The following is a 19,902-nucleotide window of genomic DNA, read 5'->3' as shown; positions in this document are numbered from 1 at the left end:
GCCCGCCGCTCAGCCAGCACCACCTGGGCCGTGACACTCTGCCGGTACGCCACACGCACCTCCCCCTCCCCCAGCGCCACCACACTCAACGGACCGCCCGGCTCGGGCAGACCCGTCTCCCCCGTGGGCTCCGGTATCTGCCCCGCCTTCCCCGACGCCCAGTGGTGCACCGCCCCATCGGCTCCCGGCGCCACCACATGCACCAGGCCCTCGGAATCCACACACGCATCCAGCCCGTCCACCACAGCCGGCACCCGGCCCCCCGCACCCCGCGACGCCGTCGGCGCCTCCAACTGCCGCCACAACGTCCAGTCCCCACCCTGCACACCACTGCGGTACGCAACACCGCCACGCCAGTCACGGGCGAAAACATGCACCACGCCGTCCTGGCCGACTGCCGCCACCGGGAAGCCCGTCTCCAGGGACTTCGCCGGCGCGGCATCCGGGGTGCCCAGTGACTCCCACGCCCCGAAGACCGGCACCCCGTTACGCGCGGTGCCGCTCTGCAACGCGGTCACCAGCTCCCGGCGGTGCGCATGGTTACGGGCCGGCAGCACCGTCCGGGAGGCGAACAACTGCAACGCCCCACCCGGATGGCTCACCACATGGACCTGCCCCTGGAGGAAGCCGCCGCCGAGCCGGTGCGGACCACTGAAGCTGCCGTTGCCCGGCGCGGTCTCGGCCCAGCACACCGCAGCACCGTCCAGCACCGCGAACGCCGCCAGCCGCCCGTCCTTCAACGGCCGCAACCAGCTGTTCGACCCAGGAGCCCGCAACCGGGTACTACGCGTCCAGTTACGCGACCACCCCTCGAACGCCGACCCGCCGACCTTACGGTCACCACACCCCGCCCGGTCCCCGCAGTCACGACCGTCCGCCCAGCCGTACACCGACAACAACTCACCCTTACGCCGAGCAGTCGACAGATCGACATTGTTGGGCAGCACGCCCGCCTCGTACCCGATGTAGTTCTCCACGACGGTGGGTCGGGTGTGCTCACGGCCCCAGTAGGCCGCCAGCGCCGCCTGCGTGAAACAGGCCGAGCTGATGTGGTCCTGGTGGTCGTAGTACAGGAAGCCGCGCAGTTTCGGGTCGCCGGTGGGCGGGGGATGGTGCGGGACGTGGACCGCGTTCGGGTCGAGGGTGCGCACCACAGTGGGCCGCACCCGTTCCAGCAGTGCCGTCAGTGACGCGACAACGTCCTCACGGGTGTACTGGAACGCGCGCTGCACGGGAGTGCCCTGCGACCGCAGCGTGGGCAGCACGTCGACAACACCGAGCCACAGGCCGCGCAGGCTCTGTGCGCGCGGCAAGGAGACGGACCGAGCCTCCACCAGTTCCATGAAGACCAACTGGTTCTGCGGCGCGGCACGCAGCGTCTGCATCTCCACCTGCAAGCCGGGCAGCAGGGAAATGGCCTCCACATCCCACGGGCTGAGCGGGTCGCCGGTGGCCATCACGGCGTGCGCGGCCCGCAGTCCGTTGGTGCGGGCGCGCGCGAACGCCGGGCGGTCGCGCGGGGGCATCCGGTCCCCGCGCCCGTGCTCGGCGGTGTTGCGGCCGTCCGACTCACCGCCGGTCAGGCACACCGTCACCGACCGGGCGCCACTGCGCACCGACTGCTCCAGCGCCGGATTCATGAAGTACAGCGAATCGTCGGCATGCGCGATGACGTGCAGGAACGCCTGCTCCGCGCCGTGCGCGGCGGCCTCCCGCTCCCGCGCCGGGTCGGCCACCTGCGACAGCGGCATCCCCGGCCCCGACCAGGCCCACACCCCGGCTCCGGCCGCCAGCGCGGCCGCGCCGCCCCCGGCAGCCTGGAGCAGCCGCCGTCGGGGCCACCGGGACGGGTGCGTCGGCACAGGTCACGACCTCCACAGCGCCCGGCAACGCCCCACTCGTCACCACCCGGCCCACACCGGAATGAGCCACCTCGCGCACTGCACCTGTCCAGTATTCGGCCGCGCGGCGCACACCGCTCGCCTGATTAGTCCGTGGTGGTCGGGGCGGTCGGGGCGGTCGGGGCGGTCGGGACCGTCATGGGGGGCGCCCCTATGCCTTTGGTCAAGGTGGTGGATCAGGATGGCGGCATGACGACCTGGTTCCGCACCTACTATGAGGACGAAGATCTGTGGCTGTATTTCGAGGCCGATGATGAGGGCTGGGCGGCGCGACAGGTTGAGGTCCGGGGCAGGGACTCGCGGGCAGTGACGGCGGCCTCTTTGGAAGAGGTGCTGCACTTGCGTGATCATGCCGACCTCGCGGCGATGGGCCGCTATGAACGGCAGTACGGCGTCCTGGCGGAAGGCCCCGTGGAGGGCTGGCGGGACCAGCCCGAGGCAGCCGAGATCTCTGCCGAGGAGTTCGAGCGGTTGTGGACTGAAGCAAGGCAAGCTCTCGGCGACTCAGCCTGACCTAGCGGGTTGGGGTCCGTAGAAGGCCCCATTGCGGAGCCGTGAAGACGGGAACGGGGGAGGGCCGGGGCAAGGACCGGGGCCGGAGGCCGGGACCGGGGCCGGGGGCCGGGGGCCGGTCCGGAGTACCGCCTCACGCCTCCAGGGCCGACGCCACCGCGAGGGCCAGTTCGTCCAGGTAGGTCTTCGGAAGTTCGTCGCGCACGACCATCAGGCGCCAGTAGAGCGGGCCGGTCATCAGGTCGAGGGCCAGCCGCGCGTCGGCTTCCGGGCGCAGCTCGCCGCGTTCGACCGCGCGGGCCACCATCGCCGTCGCCACGCCCTGCTGACTGTCGAGCAGCGCGGTGCGCAGCGCCTCGGCGATCTCGGGGCTGCGGGCGGCCTCGGCCAGCAGGTCCGGGATGATCTGCGAGGCCATCGGGTGCCGCAGCGCGCGGGCCGCGACTTCCAGCAGCATCCGTACGTCGCCGCGCAGCGACCCGGTGTCCGGCGTCGGCAGGCCCTCGGCGGCCACCGCCGAGACCACGTCCAGCACGAGGTGCAGCTTGGAGCGCCACCGCCGGTAGACGGCGGTCTTGCCGACGCCGGCCCGCCGGGCGATGCCCTCGATGGACATCCGCGCGAACCCCACCGCCGCCAGTTCCGCGAAGACCGCGGCGCGGATCGCCTCGGTCTTCTCCTCGCGCAGTACGGCGGCCCCGGCCGGTGCCCGCCGCCCGCCCGGTACGCCCGGTGTCCTGGTCAATTCCGTGCCGTCCTGTGCCATGCCCCGATCGTAGCGTCGCGACGGAACGGTTACGTCGCGACGGGACGGTCGCGTTCTGACGGGACGCCCACGTCTCGACGGGTCGGCCACGTCTCGACGAAACAGCCTCGTCGCGATGGAACGGCCCCGTAGCGATGGAACGGCCCGCCACGACGGGACGGCCCCGTATCGACGAAACGATGGCGTCACGACGGAACGGTTGCGTTTCGACGTGAGCCGGTCGTACGCTCGGCACCGTCACGACGATACGGGAGCGTTCTAACGTCGATTCGATCCGACGTACCGGAGCGCCGCCCTCACGCCCGGAGGCGACCGCCCCATGCCCCAGACCCTCGCCCGGCCGGCCCGCGCCCCCGAAGCGCCGCCCGTGTCCCCGGCCGCCGTCCCGCCCGACCCCGGCCTGCAAGCACTGGCGGAGCAGTACGGCCTGACCGTCAGCGGCGCCCGCCCGCCGCTGCGGGAGTACACCCGACGTCTGTGGGCCCGCCGTCACTTCATCGCGTCCTTCGCCACCGCCCGGCTGGCCGCCACGTACACCACGGCCCGGCTGGGCCAGCTCTGGCAGGTGATGACCCCGCTGCTCAACGCGGGCGTCTACTACTTGATCTTCGGGATGCTGCTGCACACCAGCCACGGCATCCCGAACTTCATCCCGTTCCTGTGCACCGGGATCTTCGTCTTCACCTTCACCCAGTCCACGGTCCTGGCCGGCACCCGCGCCGTCTCCGGCAGCATCGGCCTGGTCCGCGCGCTGCACTTCCCGCGCGCCGCGCTGCCCGTCGCCCACACCCTCATCCAGCTCCAGCAGCTCATCTGTTCCATGGGTGTGCTGGCGGCCATCGTGCTGATCTGCGGCGTACCGGTGACGTGGCACTGGCTGCTGATGGTCCCGGCCCTGCTGCTCCAGTCGGTCTTCAACACCGGCCTCGCTCTGGTCATGGCCCGTATCGGCGCGAAGACCACGGACACCGCGCAGCTGATGCCGTTCGTGCTGCGCACCTGGATGTACGTCTCCGGCGTCTTCTACAACCTCTCCACGTTCACCAGCAGCGCGCCCCACCTGGTCTCGGTGGTCCTGAACTGCAATCCCGCCCTGATCTACATCGACCTGATGCGGTACGCCCTGATCGACACGGTGCGCGCCCAGGACCTGCCGCCGCACGTGTGGCCGCTGGCCCTCGGCTGGGCCCTGCTGGCCGGTGTCGCCGGATACGTCTTCTTCTGGAAGGCGGAGGAGGAGTACGGCCGTGGCTGACACCACCATCGAAGGCACCCCCGCGCCCACCGGCGCGCCCGCTCCCTCCGACGACCGCACCCCCACCGTCATCTGCGACCACGTCCACATCGTCTACAAGGTGCACGGCGGCAGCGCGGGCAAGGGCAGCGCGACGGCCGCCCTGAACCGGATCGTCCGCCGCCGGCCGAGTGCCGCCGTCCGGGAGGTGCACGCCGTCAAGGGCGTCACCTTCGTCGCCCACAAGGGTGAGGCGATCGGTCTGATCGGATCCAACGGCTCGGGGAAGTCCACGCTGCTGCGGGCCGTCGCGGGGCTTCTGCCGCCCGCCGCCGGCCGCGTCTACACCCACGGTCAGCCGTCACTCCTGGGGGTGAACGCGGCCCTGATGAACGACCTGACCGGCGAGCGCAACGTCGTCCTCGGCGGGCTCGCCATGGGCATGTCCCGCGCGGAGATCCGCGACCGCTACCCGGGCATCGTCGACTTCTCCGGCATCAACGAGAAGGGCGACTTCGTCTCGCTGCCGATGCGTACGTACTCCTCCGGCATGGCGGCCCGGCTGCGCTTCTCCATCGCCGCCGCCAAGAGCCACGACGTCCTGATGATCGACGAAGCGCTGGCCACCGGCGATCGCGCCTTCCAGAAGCGCTCCGAGGCCCGTATCCGCGAACTCCGCGAAGAGGCGGGCACGGTCTTCCTGGTCAGCCACAACAACAAGGCCATCCGCGACACCTGCGACCGGGTGCTGTGGCTGGAGAAGGGCGAACTGGTGATGGACGGCCCCACGGAGGAGGTCGTGGCGGCGTACGAGCGGAGCGCCGGATAGGGCACCGGTCAGGACGGCAGGCAGGGCGGCCGGCAGGACGGCAGGCGAACGGCGGTCAAGGCGCCCGGAACGACGGCGGCGCGGCCCGGCAGTACCGGACCGCGCCGCCGTCACGACGTGGTGCGCGTCAGCTGTGCGTACGCAGCAGCGTCCGCATCGTCCGCATCGCGACCGAGAGGTTCGCCAGGTCGAAGCCCTCCGACCCGTGGATCTCCTCCAGCGTGGTCCGCGCGCGTCCGAGGATCGCCGCGTTCTTCTCCTCCCACGCCTTGAACCGCTCCTCCGGCGTCGCGGAGTCACTGCCCACCGACAGCACGTCGCCGGTCAGCGCCGCGTGCGCGGCGAACAGGTCCTCGCGGATGGAGGCGCGGGCCATCGACTGCCACCGGTCGTTGCGCGGCAGTTCCAGGATGCGGTCCAGGAGCTGGTTGATCCGCAGCCGGTCGCCCAGGTCGTAGTAGACCTCGGCGACGTCCAGCGGCTCCTTGCCGGTGCGGTCCGCGATGGCCACGATGTCCAGCGCGGGGAAGACGGAGGAGAATCCGGCCACCCGGGCGGCCAGCTCCGCCGGGACTCCGGCCTCGGCCAGCTCGTCCAGGATGCGCTGGTGCCATTCCAGGTCGCTGCCGCACAGCAGCTTGGGCAGCTCGGCCCAGACCCCGGCGACCCGGTCCGCGAAGAAGTCGATGGTCTCGGAGAGTTCCAGCGGCTGCGGACGGTTGTTGAGGAGCCAGCGGGTGCCGCGCTCCACCAGACGCCGCGAGTGCAGACGGATACGGGTCTGCACGTCGGCGGTGACGGTGTTGTCGAGGGCCTCGACGGCGTCCCAGACCGAGCCGAGCCCGAAGATCGCGCGGGCCGCGGTGTGCGCCCGTACGACCTCTTCGAGGGCCGCGCCGGTCTCCTCCCGCATCCGGTGCAGGAAGCTCGTACCGCCGGAGTTGACGGTGTCGTTGACCATCACGGTCGTGACGATCTCGCGGCGCAGCGCGTGCGCGTCGATCTGCTCGGCGAACCTCTCCCGCAGCGCGCTGGGGAAGTACGCGTGCAGCAGGTGCTGGAGGTACGGGTCGTCCGGCAGCCCGGTCTGGATCAGCGCGTCGGCGACCGTGATCTTCGTGTAGGCGAGGAGCACGGCGGTCTCGGGCTGGGTCAGCCCGCGTCCGGCGTTCAGCCGCTCCTTGATCTGCCGGTCGCTGGGCATGAACTCCAGCCCGCGGTCCAGGTGCCCGTCGCGCTCCAGACGGCGGATGAAGCGCTGCTGGGCGGGGAGCATGCTCGCGGACTGCGCCTGCGCCAGCGAGAGCGCGGTGTTCTGCGCGTAGTTGTTGCGCAGCACCAGCGCGCCGACCTCGTCGGTCATCTCGGCCAGCAGCTTGTTGCGCTGCTTGACCGTCATGTCACCGTCGGCGACGACCGAGTTGAGCAGAATCTTGATGTTCACCTCGTGGTCGGAGGTGTCCACACCGGCACTGTTGTCGATCGCATCGGTATTGATCTTGCCGCCGTTCTGGGCGAACTCGATCCGGCCGAGCTGGGTCAGCCCCAGGTTGCCGCCCTCGCCGACGACCTTGACCCGCAGGTCCTCGCCGTTGACGCGGATCGCGTCGTTGGACTTGTCGCCCACGTCCGCGTTCGACTCGGCCGCCGCCTTCACGTACGTACCGATGCCGCCGTTCCACAGCAGGTCCACCGGCGCGCCGAGGATCGCCCGCATCAGATCGGCCGGCGTCATCTTCTTGACGCCCGCCTCGATGCCGAGGGCGGCCCGCACCTGCGCGTTGATCGGGATGGACTTGGCGGTACGGGGGTGGATGCCGCCGCCCTGCGACAGCAGCTCGGTGTCGTAGTCCGCCCACGAGGAGCGCGGCAGCTCGAACAGCCGGCGGCGCTCGGCGTACGAGGTGGCCGCGTCCGGCGTCGGGTCGAGGAAGATGTGCCGGTGGTCGAAGGCGGCGACCAGCCGGATGTGCTCGCTGAGCAGCATGCCGTTGCCGAACACGTCACCGGACATGTCGCCGACGCCGACGACGGTGAAGTCCTCGCTCTGGGTGTCGACACCCAGCTCGCGGAAGTGCCGCTTGACCGACTCCCAGGCGCCGCGGGCGGTGATGCCCATGCCCTTGTGGTCGTACCCGGCGCTGCCGCCGGACGCGAACGCGTCACCGAGCCAGAAGCCGTACGACTCGGCGACCTCGTTGGCGATGTCGGAGAACGTCGCGGTGCCCTTGTCGGCCGCGACGACGAGGTACGTGTCGTCCTCGTCGTGCCGTACGACGTCCGCGGGGTGCACGACCTCGCCGCCGACCAGGTTGTCGGTGATGTCCAGCAGACCCGAGATGAACGTCTTGTAGCAGGCGATGCCCTCCGCCAGCCACGCGTCACGGTCCGCCGACGGGTCCGGCAGCCGCTTGCCGACGAAGCCGCCCTTGGCGCCGACCGGCACGATGACGGTGTTCTTGACCATCTGCGCCTTGACCAGGCCGAGCACCTCCGTACGGAAGTCCTCGCGCCGGTCCGACCAGCGCAGACCACCGCGCGCCACCTTGCCGAAGCGCAGGTGGACACCCTCGACGCGCGGCGAGTACACCCAGATCTCGTACGCCGGGCGCGGCGCCGGCAGGTCCGGGATGGCCTGCGGGTCGAGCTTCATCGACAGGTAGGAGTGCGACTGCCCGTCGCTGCTCTTCTGGTAATGGTTGGTGCGCAGCGTCGCCTTGATGACGGTCAGGAACGACCGCAGGATGCGGTCCTCGTCCAGGCTCGCGACCTGGTCCAGCGCGCCGTCCAGCTCCTCCAGCAGCCCGTCGGTCAGCTCGGTGCCGGCCCGCTGCCGCTCCGGCGACATCCGCGCCTCGAAGAGGCTGACCAGCAGCCGGGTGGTGTGGACGTTGTTGGAGAGGGTGTCCTCCATGTACGTCTGGCTGAACGTCGAACCGGCCTGCCGCAGGTACTTGGCGTACGCCCGCAGCACCATCGCCTGGCGCCAGTTCAGACCGGCCCGCAGGACCAGCTTGTTGAAGTTGTCGCTCTCCGCGCGGCCGGTCCACACCGCCGTGAAGGCGTCCTGGAACCGCTCGCGCGCGTCGTCGCCGTTCATCCGTTCGGGGATGCGCAGCCCGAAGTCGTAGATCCAGGCGGTGGTGTGGTCGGTGCAGCGCAGCTCGTGCGGCCGCTCGTCGACGACCTCGACGCCGAGACGGTTCAGCACCGGCAGGACCTTGGACAGGGAGACCGGCTCACCCGTGCGGTAGATCTTGAAGCGGCGCTCGTCGGGGCCCGCGCCGACCGGCTCGTACAGGCTGACCTCGAAGTCCTTGCCGCCCTCCGCCGTCAGCTGCTCCAGGTGCTGGAGGTCGGCGACCGCGCTGCGCGGCGGATTGTCGGCCTTGTACCCCTCGGGGAAGGCGTGGTTGTAGCGGCGCAGCAGCTCGGCGGCGCGCTCCTCGCCCACCTCGGCGGTCAGCGCCTCGGCGAACCCGTCGGCCCAGGAGCGGGCGGCCTCGACCAGCCGCGCCTCGATGCGCTCGGCGTCGGCGTCGGTCAGGTCCGGCAGGGCCGCGCCGGGCTCGACCCGGACGACGAAGTGCAGCCGGGACAGGATCGACTCGGTGTTCCAGGCGGTGAAGTCGACACTGGTGCCGCCCAGTTCCTCCTTGAGGATGTCGATCAGCCGCAGCCGTACGCCGGTGGTGTAGCGGTCGCGCGGCAGGTAGACCAGCGCCGAGAAGTAGCGCCCGTACTCGTCCTGGCGCAGGTACAGCCGCAGCCGGCGGCGTTCCTGGAGGTACAGCACACTGGTGACGATGGACTGGAGCTGGTCCACGCGCGTCTGGAACAGCTCGTCGCGCGGGTAGGTCTCCAGGATCTGGAGCAGGTCGCGGCCGTCGTGGCTGTTGGCGGTGAAGCCCGCGGCGTCCAGCACCTCGGCGACCTTGCGGCGGATGACCGGCACCCGGCGTACGGACTCGGTGTACGCGGCCGAGGAGAACAGGCCGAGGAAGCGGCGCTCGCCGACGACGTTGCCCTGGGCGTCGAACTTCTTGACGCCCACATAGTCGAGGTACGAGGGGCGGTGCACGGTGGAGCGGCTGTTGGCCTTGGTCAGGATCAGCAGCCGGTGCTCGCGGGCCTTCGCGCGCGCGTCCTTGGGGAGCCGGTTGAACGACGGGGAGACGGGGTGGCCGTCGTCGCCGTCGCTGTGCGCCGGGTCGGAGCGCAGGATGCCGAGGCCGGTGCCGGCCACGGCGGTCAGCACGTCCTCCTCGACGCCGGACTCGCCGGGCACCGAGGTCAGCTCGTACTCGCGGAAGCCGAGGAAGGTGAAGTGGTCGGCAGCCAGCCAGCGCAGCAGCTCGCGGGCCTCGTCGACCTCCTGGTCGCGCAGGTCGTCGGCGGTCGGCTCGGTGGGCAGCTCGTCGGCGATGCGCAGCGCGGCGTCGCGCATCTTCTCCCAGTCCTCGACGGCCTCCCGCACGTCCGACAGCACCCGCAGCAGATCGGCGGTGATCTGCTTGAGGTCGGCGCGGTCGGTCTCCCGGTCGATCTCGACGTGGATCCACGACTCGATCAGCGCGTCGTGCGGCAGGTCCCGGCCCTTGCCGTTGCCCGCCTTGTCCTTGCCGGTCCGGCCGTGCGCGTCGCACGTGTTGTCGAGGACCTCGATCAGCTTGCCGGTCACGTCGCGGCGGACGATCACCTGCGGGTGGATCACCACATGGATGCCGCGGCCCTGACGCGACAGCTCGTTGGTGACCGAGTCGACCAGGAAGGGCATGTCGTCGGTGACGACCTCGACGACGGAGTGGCTGCACGTCCAGCCGTTCTCCTCGACCGTCGGGGTGTGCACCCGGACGTTCGCGGTGCCCTGCGGCCGGGTCTCGGCCAGCCGGTAGTGGGAGAGCGCGGCGCCGAAGACGTCGACCGGGTCGCGGCCGGTCAGGTCCTCCGGCGCGGTGTGCAGGTAGTAGCGCTGGAGGTATCCCAGGAGGGTGTCCGGGTCGAGACCCTGCACCGGTGCCTGTCCCCCGGCCGGGCTGCTTTCAGCGACCCGGGCCGCCCGCGCGAGCAGCTCGGTCTTGGCTTCGTCCAGCTTGGTCTGCATGTCCTCTGGCTCCTGTCGCGCGCCGTTGCGTGACGTCGTGGATGAACTCCGTGGAAGCTGCACGACGCCGGGCCGGCCGGTGAGGGTTCCCCCGCCGCAACGCGGGGAAGTGTCCGGACGGAGACGACGCTGTGCCGCGATGAGCGCCGACCGGACCGCTCGGCGCCGACCCGGTCGGGGTCGGCGTTCGGTCCCGGTCGCAACGATCAGCGGCCGCCCGGTCGTCGTGCTGTACCGGGCGCACGGCGAGGGCCTCGATGCCCCCGCGGGTTATCGCGCTGATCACGATGCAAGGCTATCGCTCCCGGCCGGGGTGCCGTCATGGTCCAGCTGTGTACAAAACCACTAGCCGAAATTTGACGATCCGGACAGCGACGGGACCGCGCGCCGCACCCCTGGAATCCCACGGTATCCCGCGGGGGCTTGGCAAGGACGGCGATCCGGAGGACGTTGAGCGGGACACCGAGGAACGGATTCCGGGCGCGCGGATGTGACGAACGGCACGTCCGCGCGCGGTGCGCGACCCGAGCGGAGGTGGACGGCATGACCGCCAAGATCCTGATCGTGACCGGCGACGCGGCGGAGTCCCTGGAGGTCCTCTACCCCTACCAGCGGCTGCGCGAGGAGGGCTACGACGTGCACGTCGCCGCCCCCGCCCGCAAGACCCTGCGCCTGGTCGTGCACGACTTCGAACCGGGCTTCGACACCTACACCGAGAAACCCGGCTACACCTGGCCCGCCGACCTGGCCTTCTCCGAGGTGGACCCCGGGCAGTACGCCGCGCTCGTGGTGCCCGGCGGGCGGGCGCCCGAATATCTGCGCAACGACCCCGAGCTGCGCAAACTCGTGAAGTCCTTCTTCGACGCGGACAAGCCCGTCGCCCAGATCTGCCACGGCCCGCTGCTGACCGCCGCGATCGGCGGCCTCAACGGGCGCCGGGTCACCGCCTACCCCGCCCTCGAAATGGACATGCAGGCCGCCGGCGCCGCTTTCCGGGACGCCGAGGTCGTCGTCGACGGCACCCTGGTCTCCTCCCGCGCCTGGCCGGACCACTCCGGATGGATGCGCGAGTTCATCGCGGTGCTGCGGGCCAAGGCACCGGTGAGCTGAGCTCCGGCGGACGGCGTCCGGCCGGGGCTACCGGTCCGGGGCCGCCGCCTCCGTCACGCGGCGACCTCCTCCGCGAGCCCCACGGCCTCCGTCACGCGGCGATCTCCTCCGCGAGCTCCACGGCCTCCGCCAGGGTGTCCACCACCGGCACACCCGCGGCCGCCAGGCTGGCACGGCTGTGCGAGCCGCCGGTGTAGAGCACGGCGTGGGCGCCCGCGTGCCGCGCGGCCACCGCGTCGTCGAGCGCGTCACCGATCACGACCGTACGGCCCGGGTCTATTCGTCCCGTCGCGCCACCGCGCCCCGCCGCGCCGTCCCCGGCAGGCCCGGCGGCCAGGGCCGCGAGGTGGCGCACCATGTGCTCGCTCTTGCTCCCGCCGGAAGGCCCCGTACGGCCGTCCACCCGCACGAAACGCGCCTCGATGCCGAAGCCGCGCACCAGCGGCGTCAGCTCGTCATGCCCGTACAGGCTGAGGATCGACTGGCTGCGGCCCGCCAGCTGCCAGCTCTCCAGCAGCCGCTCGGCGCCCTCCGCGAGGCCGCACGCGGGCCGGTGGACGGCGTAGTGCCGGTGGAACGCCTCGTCCATGACCAGCCACTCCGCGTCCGTCGGCAGCCGCCCCAGCAGCCGCTCGTAGAACCGCGGGATCGGGACGCAGTACAGCTCGCGGTAGCGCTCCAGGGTTATCGGAGGCAGCCCCAGCTCGGCGAAGGCGGCGTTGGTCGCGCCCATCACCGCTTCGGTGTCGTGAAAGAGCGTGCCGTTCCAGTCCCAGACGATGTGCGTCGCGTGCGTCCCCATGCCAAGACGGTACCCATGACCACTGACAGCGCAGTCACGGACGGCAGCGGAACGGGCGCACGCGGGCGCGGCGCGGGCCGTCAGGCGCTCAGCCCCGCCCGGCGCCCGGCGCTCAGCGCCCGGCGATCAGGTTCGGGATCTCCTGCACGCCGAACCACATCAGCTCGTGGTCCTCGGCGCCGTCCACCGTGAACCGCGCGTCCTCGTCGCCGAGGTCGGCGGCGCCCAGCGCGCCGGCGGCCGCCGCGACGTCCTGGACCGCGTCGTCGGAGTCCACGTGCACCGCCGCGGCCTTGGCCATCGGCACCGGCCCGGCGATGCGGACCTCGCCCAGCGCCGCCTGGTCCAGGCCCCGGTCGGGGTCGGCGACGGCCGCGCCGTCCGGTACGTCCACGGCCACCACGACCCGGCGCCGCGGGGCGTCCGGGTCGGCCGCGAGCCGGCGCAGCGAGCCCTGCGCGGCCCGGTTGAGCGCCGCGTACTCCAGTTCCTCGATGTCGTCGGAGACGTACCACTCGCGCAGCGCGGGCGTGACGGCGTAGGCGTCCAGCGGGCCGGGGCCCAACTCCCCGGCCTCGTGCGCCGCCGCGAGTCCGGGCAGGGTCAGGGGGACATACACGCGCATGGCTGCCGCTTCCGCTCACATCGCTGGGTCTGGAAAATCTGTCCGGCCAGCATACGGGCGCGGGGTACGGCATGAGATACGGGCCGGAGTCCCCCTTCGTGCTCCCGCTCCGCCGTCCCGGCACGGCCATCGGCGGGCCAGGCGCCGCCTCGCGCCCGCACATCCCCCTGCTCTCCCCCTGATGGGTGAATCTCCGGCCGCCCGCCCGGCCCGGCCGGCGGCCCTTGCAGCCGCCGTTTCCCCGCCGGTAGAAGAACCCCACCGAAGCTACTGCCGGGTATCCACCGGACCGGCCGAACGGGGGCCCTCATGCTCACCACCCACACCGACGCCCTCCCACCCGCCCGCACACGTTCCCCCGGGGCCTCGCCCGCCGCAGGACCGGGCCGCCCCCGCACCGGCCCGCCCGGCCGCCGTGACACCCGGCGCCCGGGCGGGCCCCGTACGGCTCCCGCCCAGGACGTCCGGCGCCGCCCGGCCCGCCCTCAGCCGCACAACTGGTTCGCCGAGCAACTGCTCCTGACCCTGAGTGGCCGGCGCCCCGTGCACGCCCTCCTGGGGCACGCGCTGCCCGCCGCGTACGACCGCCTCGTGGAACTCGCCCCGCAGACACCCCTGAGGCCCACAGGCACCCCGGCGAACCGCTACGCACCCGCCCCGTCGGTGCTCCACTGCGGCCTGTGCCGGCCGCGCCCGGGCGTCATCGAGGCGTTCGCCCGGATCGCCTCCGGCGAGCGGCTGCGCGCCCTCGCCTTCCGCCTGGAGCTGGGCAGCGATGCCCGGTGGCGCTGCGCCGCCGTCGACATCGGCCCGTCCGACCGGGTGTGGTGACCGGACGGCGCGTGGTCCCACGCGTACGGAAAGAGCCGGGGCACCGCAGCTGCGCGCTGCGGTGCCCCGGCCTCGCACCCGCCGCTGGGCGGCGGGTGTCACGTCTCGCCGTACGTCACTTCTTGCGGCGGCGCCCGCCGCTCTTCTGGGCCTTGCGGCGCTCCGCGCGCGTCAGGCCGTCCGACTCCGAACGGGCCGGGGCCGCGTCCTCGCTGGTGAAGTCACCCTCGACGACACCGCCCTCGCCGTCCACGGTCGGCGCGGAGAAGTGCAGCCGGTCCGGCCGCTGCGGCGCCTCCAGGCCCTTCGCGTGGATCTCCGGCCGCCCGGCGCCGGCCCCGGCGGGCACGGCGTCCTGGTCGTCCTTGGCCAGCGAGGTCTTCTCCTCGGCGTCGGCCACCGGGACCTCCTCGACCTGCTGCTCGACCTGGACCTCCAGGTTGAACAGGTAGCCGACGGACTCCTCCTTGATGCCCTCCATCATGGCGGTGAACATGTCGAAGCCCTCGCGCTGGTACTCGACCAGCGGGTCCTTCTGGGCCATCGCGCGAAGGCCGATGCCCTCCTGGAGGTAGTCCATCTCGTAGAGGTGCTCGCGCCACTTGCGGTCCAGGACGGACAGCACCACACGGCGCTCCAGCTCACGCATGATGTCGGAGCCGAGCTGCTCCTCACGGGCCGCGTACTGCTGGTGGATGTCCTCCTTGACGGCCTCCGCGATGAAGTCGGAGGTGATGCCGGCGCGGTCGCCGGCCTCCTCCTCCAGCTCCGCGACCGTCACCTTGACCGGGTAGAGCTGCTTGAACGCGCCCCACAGGCGGTCCAGGTCCCACTCCTCCGCGAAGCCCTCGACCGTCTCCGCCTGGATGTAGGCGTCGATGGTGTCGTCCATGAAGTGCTTGACCTGATCCTGGAGGTCCTCGCCCTCCAGGACGCGGCGGCGCTCGCCGTAGATGACCTCGCGCTGGCGGTTGAGGACCTCGTCGTACTTCAGGACGTTCTTACGGGTCTCGAAGTTCTGCTGCTCGACCTGCGACTGCGCGGACGCGATGGCGCGCGTCACCATCTTGTTCTCGATCGGCACGTCGTCGGGGACGTTGGCCATCGCCATGACCCGCTCGACCATCTGGGCCTTGAACAGGCGCATCAGGTCGTCACCGAGGGAGAGGTAGAACCGCGACTCGCCCGGGTCGCCCTGCCGGCCGGAGCGGCCGCGCAGCTGGTTGTCGATCCGGCGCGACTCGTGCCGCTCGGTGCCCAGGACGTACAGCCCGCCGAGGCTCTTGACCTCTTCGAACTCCGCCTCGACCGCGGCCTCGGCCTTCTCCAGGGCGGCGGGCAGCGCGGCCGCCCACTCCTCGACGTGCTCGACCGGGTCGAGGCCCTGGCTGCGCAGCTCGGCCTCGGCGAGGTCGTCCGGGTTGCCGCCCAGCTTGATGTCCGTACCGCGGCCGGCCATGTTCGTGGCGACCGTGACGGAGCCCTTGCGGCCGGCCTGGGCGACGATCGACGCCTCCCGGTCGTGCTGCTTGGCGTTGAGGACCTCGTGGCGCACACCGCGCTTGTTCAGCTGCTGGGAGAGGTACTCGGACTTCTCCACGGAGGTCGTGCCGACCAGGATCGGCTGGCCCTTCTCGTGCTTCTCGACGATGTCCTCGACGACCGCCGCGAACTTGGCGACCTCGGTGCGGTAGATCAGGTCGGCCTGGTCCTTGCGGACCATCGGGCGGTTCGTCGGGATCGGTACGACGCCCAGCTTGTAGATCTGGTGGAACTCGGCGGCCTCGGTCATGGCCGTACCGGTCATGCCGGAGAGCTTGCTGTAGAGGCGGAAGAAGTTCTGCAGCGTGATGGTGGCGAGCGTCTGGTTCTCGTCCTTGATCTCCACCCCTTCCTTCGCCTCGATGGCCTGGTGCATGCCCTCGTTGTAGCGGCGGCCGGCGAGGATACGGCCGGTGTGCTCGTCGACGATCATGACCTCGCCGTCGATGACGACGTAGTCCTTGTCGAGCTTGAACAGCTCCTTGGCCTTGATCGCGTTGTTCAGGTACCCGACCAGCGGCGTGTTGACCGACTCGTAGAGGTTGTCGATGCCGAGCCAGTCCTCGACCTTGCTGACGCCCGACTCGTGGATGCCGACCGTGCGCTTCTTCTCGTCGATGTCGTAGTCGCCGGTCTCCTCGATGCCGCGCTGCGGGTTGGCGGGCTCGCCCTTCTTCAGGCGCTTGACCAACTTCGCGAAGTCGCCGTACCACTTGGTGGCCGAGTCCGCCGGGCCCGAGATGATCAGCGGCGTACGGGCCTCGTCGACCAGGATCGAGTCGACCTCGTCGACGATGGCGAAGTTGTGGCCGCGCTGGACCAGCTCGTCCTTCGACCAGGCCATGTTGTCGCGCAGATAGTCGAAACCGAACTCATTGTTCGTTCCGTACGTGATGTCCCGGTTGTACTGTTCGCGCCGTTCGGCGGGCGTCATGTTGGCCAGAATGCAACCGACCGAGAGCCCGAGGAACTTGTGGACCCGGCCCATCATCTCGGAGTCGCGCTCGGCCAGGTAGTCGTTGACCGTGATCAGGTGGACGCCCTCGCCGGACAGCGCGTTCAGATACGCGGGGAGGGTGCCCACCAGGGTCTTGCCCTCACCGGTCTTCATCTCGGCGACGTACCCCATGTGGAGGGCCGCGCCGCCCATCAGCTGGACGTCGTAGGGGCGCTGGCCGAGCACCCGCTTGGCGGCCTCACGGACCGTCGCGAACGCCTCGGGCAGCAGGTCGTCCAGGGTTTCGCCGTCCGCGAACCGCTGCTTGTACTCGTCGGTGAGCGCCCGCAGCTCGGCGTCGGAGAGGGCCGCGAAGTCCTCCTCGATGGAGTTGACCTGGCCCGCGATGCGGTGCAGTTTGCGCAGGATCTTTCCTTCGCCTGCACGCATGAGCTTGTTGAAGACGGACACTTGGGCTGGTCTCCTTGCCGGTCGGGCCTGGCGCTGGGGGTACCCCCCGCCGCAGGCAGGGGGAGGGTGCGCGGGCGCGGCATTTTTCCAAGGGGCAGGCCCCGCCGCAACGGCCATCGTAAAGGAGGACCCCATCCGGCCGGGAGGTCCACCGCCGCGAAGCACACCGCTCCCCGGTGCACACCCTTCCCTACGAGAACGCGCGAGGCCAGGAGAAAGTGCCGGGAGAGGGGCGAGGAGCGGGTGAGCCGGGCGGGAGGGCGGGGCGGGGACGGACCGGTGGGAGGGCTGGAGGGCGGGCCGGGGACGGACCGGGGGCTGCTGGAGGGCGGGTCGCCGTACGGGGGGGGAGGACGGACCGGGAACGTTCCGGAAAAACCACTCGCCCCGCCCCTCCCGCCTCCGCACACTCCCTCCATGGAACCCGTCACGCTGACCACCGAGCGTCTCCTCCTCCGTCCCTTCGCCCCCGCCGACGCCCAGGCGGTCCACACCGCCTGCCAGGATCCGGCCATACCGCGCTGGACACCCGTACCGTCCCGGTTCGACATGGCACAGGCACACGACTACATAGCCCGCAGCCAGGAGGAGTGGCACACGGACGCCCAGTACCGCTTCGCCGTGACCACCAAGGCGGACGGCACGCTGACCGGGGCCGTGAGCCTGTTCGGCATGGTGCCGCGGTCCATCGAGCGGCAGGCCGAGATCGGCTACTGGACGACGAAGGAACAGCGCGGCAGAGGCTGGACCGCCGAGGCCGTACGCGAGGTCGCGCGCTGGGCCCTGACGGAACTCGGCATCGAGCGCCTGGAGTGGCTCGCGGAGGTCGGCAACGACGCGTCACGCGGCGTGGCGCTCAAGGCCGGCTTCCGGATGGAGGGCACCCTGCGCGCCAAGATCTCGCACCAGGGCGCCCGGCGGGACGCCTGGATCGGCTCGCTGCTCCCCGGCGACCTGGGGCTGCCCTCCGAGACGCCCCATCTCCCGTTCCCGGGCTGACGAGTTCGGACGGAGCCGGCCCGCCGGACACCGTCACCGGCGTTGTCAGTGGTCACTCCTACTCTGTGACGCATGACAGCTGCGAAGTCCGCGAGGCCCGTGAAGCCGAAGCCCGTGACCACCCTGTCCGCCGACGACGCCCGGCGCATGGCGCTGCGGGCCCAGGGCTTCCTCGGCGCGCCGGACCGCCGCGCGGGCGTCCGGGGCGTCCTGCGGCGCCTGGGCGCGGTGCAGCTCGACACCATCTCGGTGCTGGCCCGCTCCCACGAGCTGATCCCGTACGCCCGGCTCGGTGCCGTCGGCCGCCCCGCCGTCGAGTCCGCCTACTGGTCGGGCGGGCACAGCTTCGAGTACTGGTCGCACGCCGCCTGCATCCTGCCCGTGGAGGAGTGGCCGCACTTCGCCTTCCGGCGCCGCGCGATGCGCGCGAAGGGACACCGCTGGCACCGGATGGAGGACCGCGAGGGCTCCTGCGCCGCCGTACTGGACCGGCTGAAGGCCGACGGCCCGCTGACCACCTCCGACCTGGGCGGCGGCCGCAAGGGCGGTGAGTGGTGGGACTGGTCCGAGACGAAGATCGCGGTGGAGTGGCTGCTGGACACCGGCGAGGTGGTGTGCACGGAGCGCCGCGCCTGGAAGCGGGTGTACGACCTCGCCGAGCGCGCCATCCCCGACGACCTGCTGCACGACGACCTGGACGACACGGAGTGCATGCGCCGCCTGGTCGCCCAGGCCGGCGCCGCGATGGGCGTGGCCACCCGCGCGGACCTCGCCGACTACCACCGCCTCAAGAACGAGCAGGTGGACGCCGTGATCGAGGCGTCGGGGCTGGTCCCGGTCGAGGTGGCGGGCTGGGGCAAGCCGGCCTGGGCGGACCCCGCCGCCCTCGCCGAAGCACCGCGCGGCCGGCATCGTACGACCCTGCTCTCGCCCTTCGACTCCCTCGTCTGGGACCGCCCGCGCACGGCCCGGATCTTCGACTTCACCCACCGCCTGGAGGCTTACGTCCCGCGCCCCAAGCGGATACACGGCTATTTCGCGATGCCGCTGCTGGCCGGCGGCCGGCTCGCCGGGCGGGTGGACCCGGCCCGCGAGGGCAGCACGCTCGTCGCCCGCCAGGTGTCGATGCGCGACGCCAAGGCCGTACGGCCGATGGCCCAGGCGCTGACCGAGGCCGCGCGGTGGGTCGGCTGCGACTCCGTCCGCATCGAACGCTGCGACGACGCCGCACTGCGGGCGGCGCTGGTCGCGGAGGTGGGGGTGGCAGCGGGGGCGTAGCGGGAGCGGGGCGCGGGCCGTGGAGCCGTGGCGGGGCGCGGGCTGCGGAGCCGTGGCGGGCTGGGAGTGGCGGGCTGCGGCGGAAGGCAGGCCGCGGGCCCGTCTCGGGGCCGCTCACCGACCCGCTGAGCGGCCCGTCACGAACCCTCAGCGGATCTCCAGGATCTTCTCCCGCATCGCGTACACGACCGCCTCCATCCGGGAGTGCAGCTGCAGCTTCTCCAGGATGTTGCGGACGTGGTTCTTGACGGTGTTCTCGGAGATGAACAGTTCCTTGGCGATGTCACGGTTGTTCATACCGGTCGCGACCAGCTTGAGGACCTCCAGCTCACGGTCGGTGAGCCGGGGCGCCGGCACCAGGCGGCGCTCGTCGGTGCGCTGGATCATCGACTTGAACTCGGTCAGCAGCTTGGACGCCATGGACGGGCTGATCTGGGACTGGCCGTCCGCCACCGCGCGGATCGCCGTCGCCACCTCGTCCGTGGAGATCTCCTTGAGGAGGTAGCCGGTGGCCCCGGCCTTGATCGCGTCGTAGAGGTCCGCCTCCTCGTCGCTGATCGTCAGCATGATGATCTTCGCACTGGGGGCCACCTCCTTGATGGAGGTGCACGCCTCGATGCCGCCGCGCCGGGGCATCCGTACGTCCATCAGCACGATGTCGGGCAGCAGGTCGGCGGCCTTGTCCACCGCCTCGGCGCCGTCCCCGGCCTCACCGACGACCTCGATGTCCTCCTCGTGGGCGAGCACGATCTCCAAGCCCCGGCGGAAGAGCGCGTGGTCGTCGACGACCAGGACCCTGATCGGCTCCTTGCGCGACACGCCCGCGTCCGTGCCGGACCCGTCACCGACGCCGCCCCCGCCGTCGTCCGCTCCGCCGTGCACGGGCCCGAAGCTGTCCCCCATCGTTCCTCCCCGTCAACTACTCGGCCGGTGAAGGCCAGAGTTTGGATGTAAGGCTGG

The 19,902-nt window shown here is 71.3% G+C and carries 14 protein-coding genes; 7 read left to right on the top strand and 7 right to left on the bottom strand.

Annotation, left to right across the window (positions count from 1 at the left end):
- Positions 1 to 1,862 (bottom strand): PIG-L family deacetylase (locus JXZ78_RS38430; protein WP_238783672.1); only part of this gene is annotated, 1,862 nt, incomplete at its 3' end.
- A 192-nt stretch (positions 1,863 to 2,054) separates the two neighbouring features.
- Between JXZ78_RS38430 and JXZ78_RS38425 the strand changes: the two genes are divergently transcribed.
- Positions 2,055 to 2,414 carry a hypothetical protein gene (locus JXZ78_RS38425; protein ID WP_238783671.1) on the top strand — a complete coding sequence of 120 codons (360 nt, stop codon included), beginning with the start codon at positions 2,055 to 2,057 and terminating at the stop codon, positions 2,412 to 2,414.
- A 133-nt stretch (positions 2,415 to 2,547) separates the two neighbouring features.
- Here the strand turns inward: JXZ78_RS38425 and JXZ78_RS38420 are convergent, their stop codons facing one another.
- Entirely contained in the window at positions 2,548 to 3,180 is a 633-nt protein-coding gene (locus tag JXZ78_RS38420) for a TetR/AcrR family transcriptional regulator (protein WP_050502061.1), read from the bottom strand.
- A 319-nt stretch (positions 3,181 to 3,499) separates the two neighbouring features.
- Between JXZ78_RS38420 and JXZ78_RS38415 the strand changes: the two genes are divergently transcribed.
- Complete coding sequence (locus JXZ78_RS38415; RefSeq protein WP_030017887.1) at positions 3,500 to 4,435, top strand: ABC transporter permease; 936 nt, start codon at positions 3,500 to 3,502, stop codon at positions 4,433 to 4,435.
- Complete coding sequence (locus tag JXZ78_RS38410) at positions 4,428 to 5,243, top strand: ABC transporter ATP-binding protein (protein ID WP_030017888.1); 816 nt, start codon at positions 4,428 to 4,430, stop codon at positions 5,241 to 5,243. The genes JXZ78_RS38415 and JXZ78_RS38410 overlap by 8 nt, the downstream gene beginning before the upstream one ends.
- Positions 5,244 to 5,370: 127 nt before the next feature.
- Here the strand turns inward: JXZ78_RS38410 and JXZ78_RS38405 are convergent, their stop codons facing one another.
- Positions 5,371 to 10,347 (bottom strand): NAD-glutamate dehydrogenase, encoded by a 4,977-nt coding sequence (locus JXZ78_RS38405; protein ID WP_030017889.1) that lies wholly within the window; start codon positions 10,345 to 10,347, stop codon positions 5,371 to 5,373.
- Between the two features lie 543 nt (positions 10,348 to 10,890).
- Between JXZ78_RS38405 and JXZ78_RS38400 the strand changes: the two genes are divergently transcribed.
- Positions 10,891 to 11,457, top strand: a complete 567-nt coding sequence (locus JXZ78_RS38400; RefSeq protein WP_030017890.1) for a DJ-1/PfpI family protein — start codon at positions 10,891 to 10,893, stop codon at positions 11,455 to 11,457.
- A gap of 91 nt (positions 11,458 to 11,548) precedes the next feature.
- On the opposite strand, the gene JXZ78_RS38395 is transcribed toward JXZ78_RS38400, so the two are convergent.
- Together JXZ78_RS38395 and JXZ78_RS38390 are read right to left on the bottom strand one after the other, a co-directional pair.
- Complete coding sequence (locus JXZ78_RS38395) at positions 11,549 to 12,259, bottom strand: HAD family hydrolase (RefSeq protein WP_030017891.1); 711 nt, start codon at positions 12,257 to 12,259, stop codon at positions 11,549 to 11,551.
- A 112-nt stretch (positions 12,260 to 12,371) separates the two neighbouring features.
- Positions 12,372 to 12,884 (bottom strand): DUF6912 family protein, encoded by a 513-nt coding sequence (locus tag JXZ78_RS38390; protein WP_030017892.1) that lies wholly within the window; start codon positions 12,882 to 12,884, stop codon positions 12,372 to 12,374.
- 309 nt (positions 12,885 to 13,193) lie between these two features.
- Here JXZ78_RS38390 and JXZ78_RS38385 point away from each other — a divergent pair, with 309 nt between their 5' ends.
- The gene (locus JXZ78_RS38385) at positions 13,194 to 13,715 is read left to right on the top strand and encodes an Rv3235 family protein (protein WP_030017893.1); all 522 of its coding nucleotides are present in this window, start codon (positions 13,194 to 13,196) and stop codon (positions 13,713 to 13,715) included.
- Between the two features lie 115 nt (positions 13,716 to 13,830).
- On the opposite strand, the gene secA is transcribed toward JXZ78_RS38385, so the two are convergent.
- Positions 13,831 to 16,665, bottom strand: a complete 2,835-nt coding sequence (gene secA / locus JXZ78_RS38380; RefSeq protein WP_030017894.1) for a preprotein translocase subunit SecA — start codon at positions 16,663 to 16,665, stop codon at positions 13,831 to 13,833.
- Positions 16,666 to 17,082: 417 nt separating this feature from the next.
- On the opposite strand from secA, the gene JXZ78_RS38375 reads away from it, so the two are divergent.
- Both JXZ78_RS38375 and JXZ78_RS38370 read left to right on the top strand, forming a co-directional pair.
- Positions 17,083 to 17,664 (top strand): GNAT family N-acetyltransferase, encoded by a 582-nt coding sequence (locus JXZ78_RS38375; protein WP_030017895.1) that lies wholly within the window; start codon positions 17,083 to 17,085, stop codon positions 17,662 to 17,664.
- A gap of 72 nt (positions 17,665 to 17,736) precedes the next feature.
- Entirely contained in the window at positions 17,737 to 18,942 is a 1,206-nt protein-coding gene (locus JXZ78_RS38370) for a winged helix-turn-helix domain-containing protein (RefSeq protein ID WP_030017896.1), read from the top strand.
- Positions 18,943 to 19,089: 147 nt separating this feature from the next.
- Here the strand turns inward: JXZ78_RS38370 and JXZ78_RS38365 are convergent, their stop codons facing one another.
- Positions 19,090 to 19,845, bottom strand: coding sequence for a response regulator (locus tag JXZ78_RS38365; protein ID WP_030017897.1), 756 nt, complete (start codon positions 19,843 to 19,845; stop codon positions 19,090 to 19,092).
- Between the last annotated feature and the right edge of the window lie 57 nt (positions 19,846 to 19,902).

The organism is Streptomyces monomycini (genome assembly GCF_022271435.1).
Classification (GTDB): domain Bacteria; phylum Actinomycetota; class Actinomycetes; order Streptomycetales; family Streptomycetaceae; genus Streptomyces; species Streptomyces monomycini.
The sequence above is the reverse complement of the archived record's forward strand: the minus strand, read 5'-3'. Positions and strand labels throughout refer to the sequence as shown.

What these genes read in the sequence shown, in the direction of transcription:
- JXZ78_RS38385 (WP_030017893.1), top strand. Translation starts at nt 13,194, where the DNA reads ATGCTCACCACCCACACCGACGCCCTCCCACCCGCCCGCACACGTTCC.
- JXZ78_RS38415 (WP_030017887.1), top strand. Translation starts at nt 3,500, where the DNA reads ATGCCCCAGACCCTCGCCCGGCCGGCCCGCGCCCCCGAAGCGCCGCCC.
- JXZ78_RS38420 (WP_050502061.1), bottom strand. Translation starts at nt 3,180, where the DNA reads ATGGCACAGGACGGCACGGAATTGACCAGGACACCGGGCGTACCGGGC.
- JXZ78_RS38365 (WP_030017897.1), bottom strand. Translation starts at nt 19,845, where the DNA reads ATGGGGGACAGCTTCGGGCCCGTGCACGGCGGAGCGGACGACGGCGGG.
- JXZ78_RS38395 (WP_030017891.1), bottom strand. Translation starts at nt 12,259, where the DNA reads ATGGGGACGCACGCGACGCACATCGTCTGGGACTGGAACGGCACGCTC.
- JXZ78_RS38375 (WP_030017895.1), top strand. Translation starts at nt 17,083, where the DNA reads ATGGAACCCGTCACGCTGACCACCGAGCGTCTCCTCCTCCGTCCCTTC.
- JXZ78_RS38405 (WP_030017889.1), bottom strand. Translation starts at nt 10,347, where the DNA reads ATGCAGACCAAGCTGGACGAAGCCAAGACCGAGCTGCTCGCGCGGGCG.
- JXZ78_RS38370 (WP_030017896.1), top strand. Translation starts at nt 17,737, where the DNA reads ATGACAGCTGCGAAGTCCGCGAGGCCCGTGAAGCCGAAGCCCGTGACC.
- JXZ78_RS38390 (WP_030017892.1), bottom strand. Translation starts at nt 12,884, where the DNA reads ATGCGCGTGTATGTCCCCCTGACCCTGCCCGGACTCGCGGCGGCGCAC.
- JXZ78_RS38400 (WP_030017890.1), top strand. Translation starts at nt 10,891, where the DNA reads ATGACCGCCAAGATCCTGATCGTGACCGGCGACGCGGCGGAGTCCCTG.
- JXZ78_RS38425 (WP_238783671.1), top strand. Translation starts at nt 2,055, where the DNA reads ATGCCTTTGGTCAAGGTGGTGGATCAGGATGGCGGCATGACGACCTGG.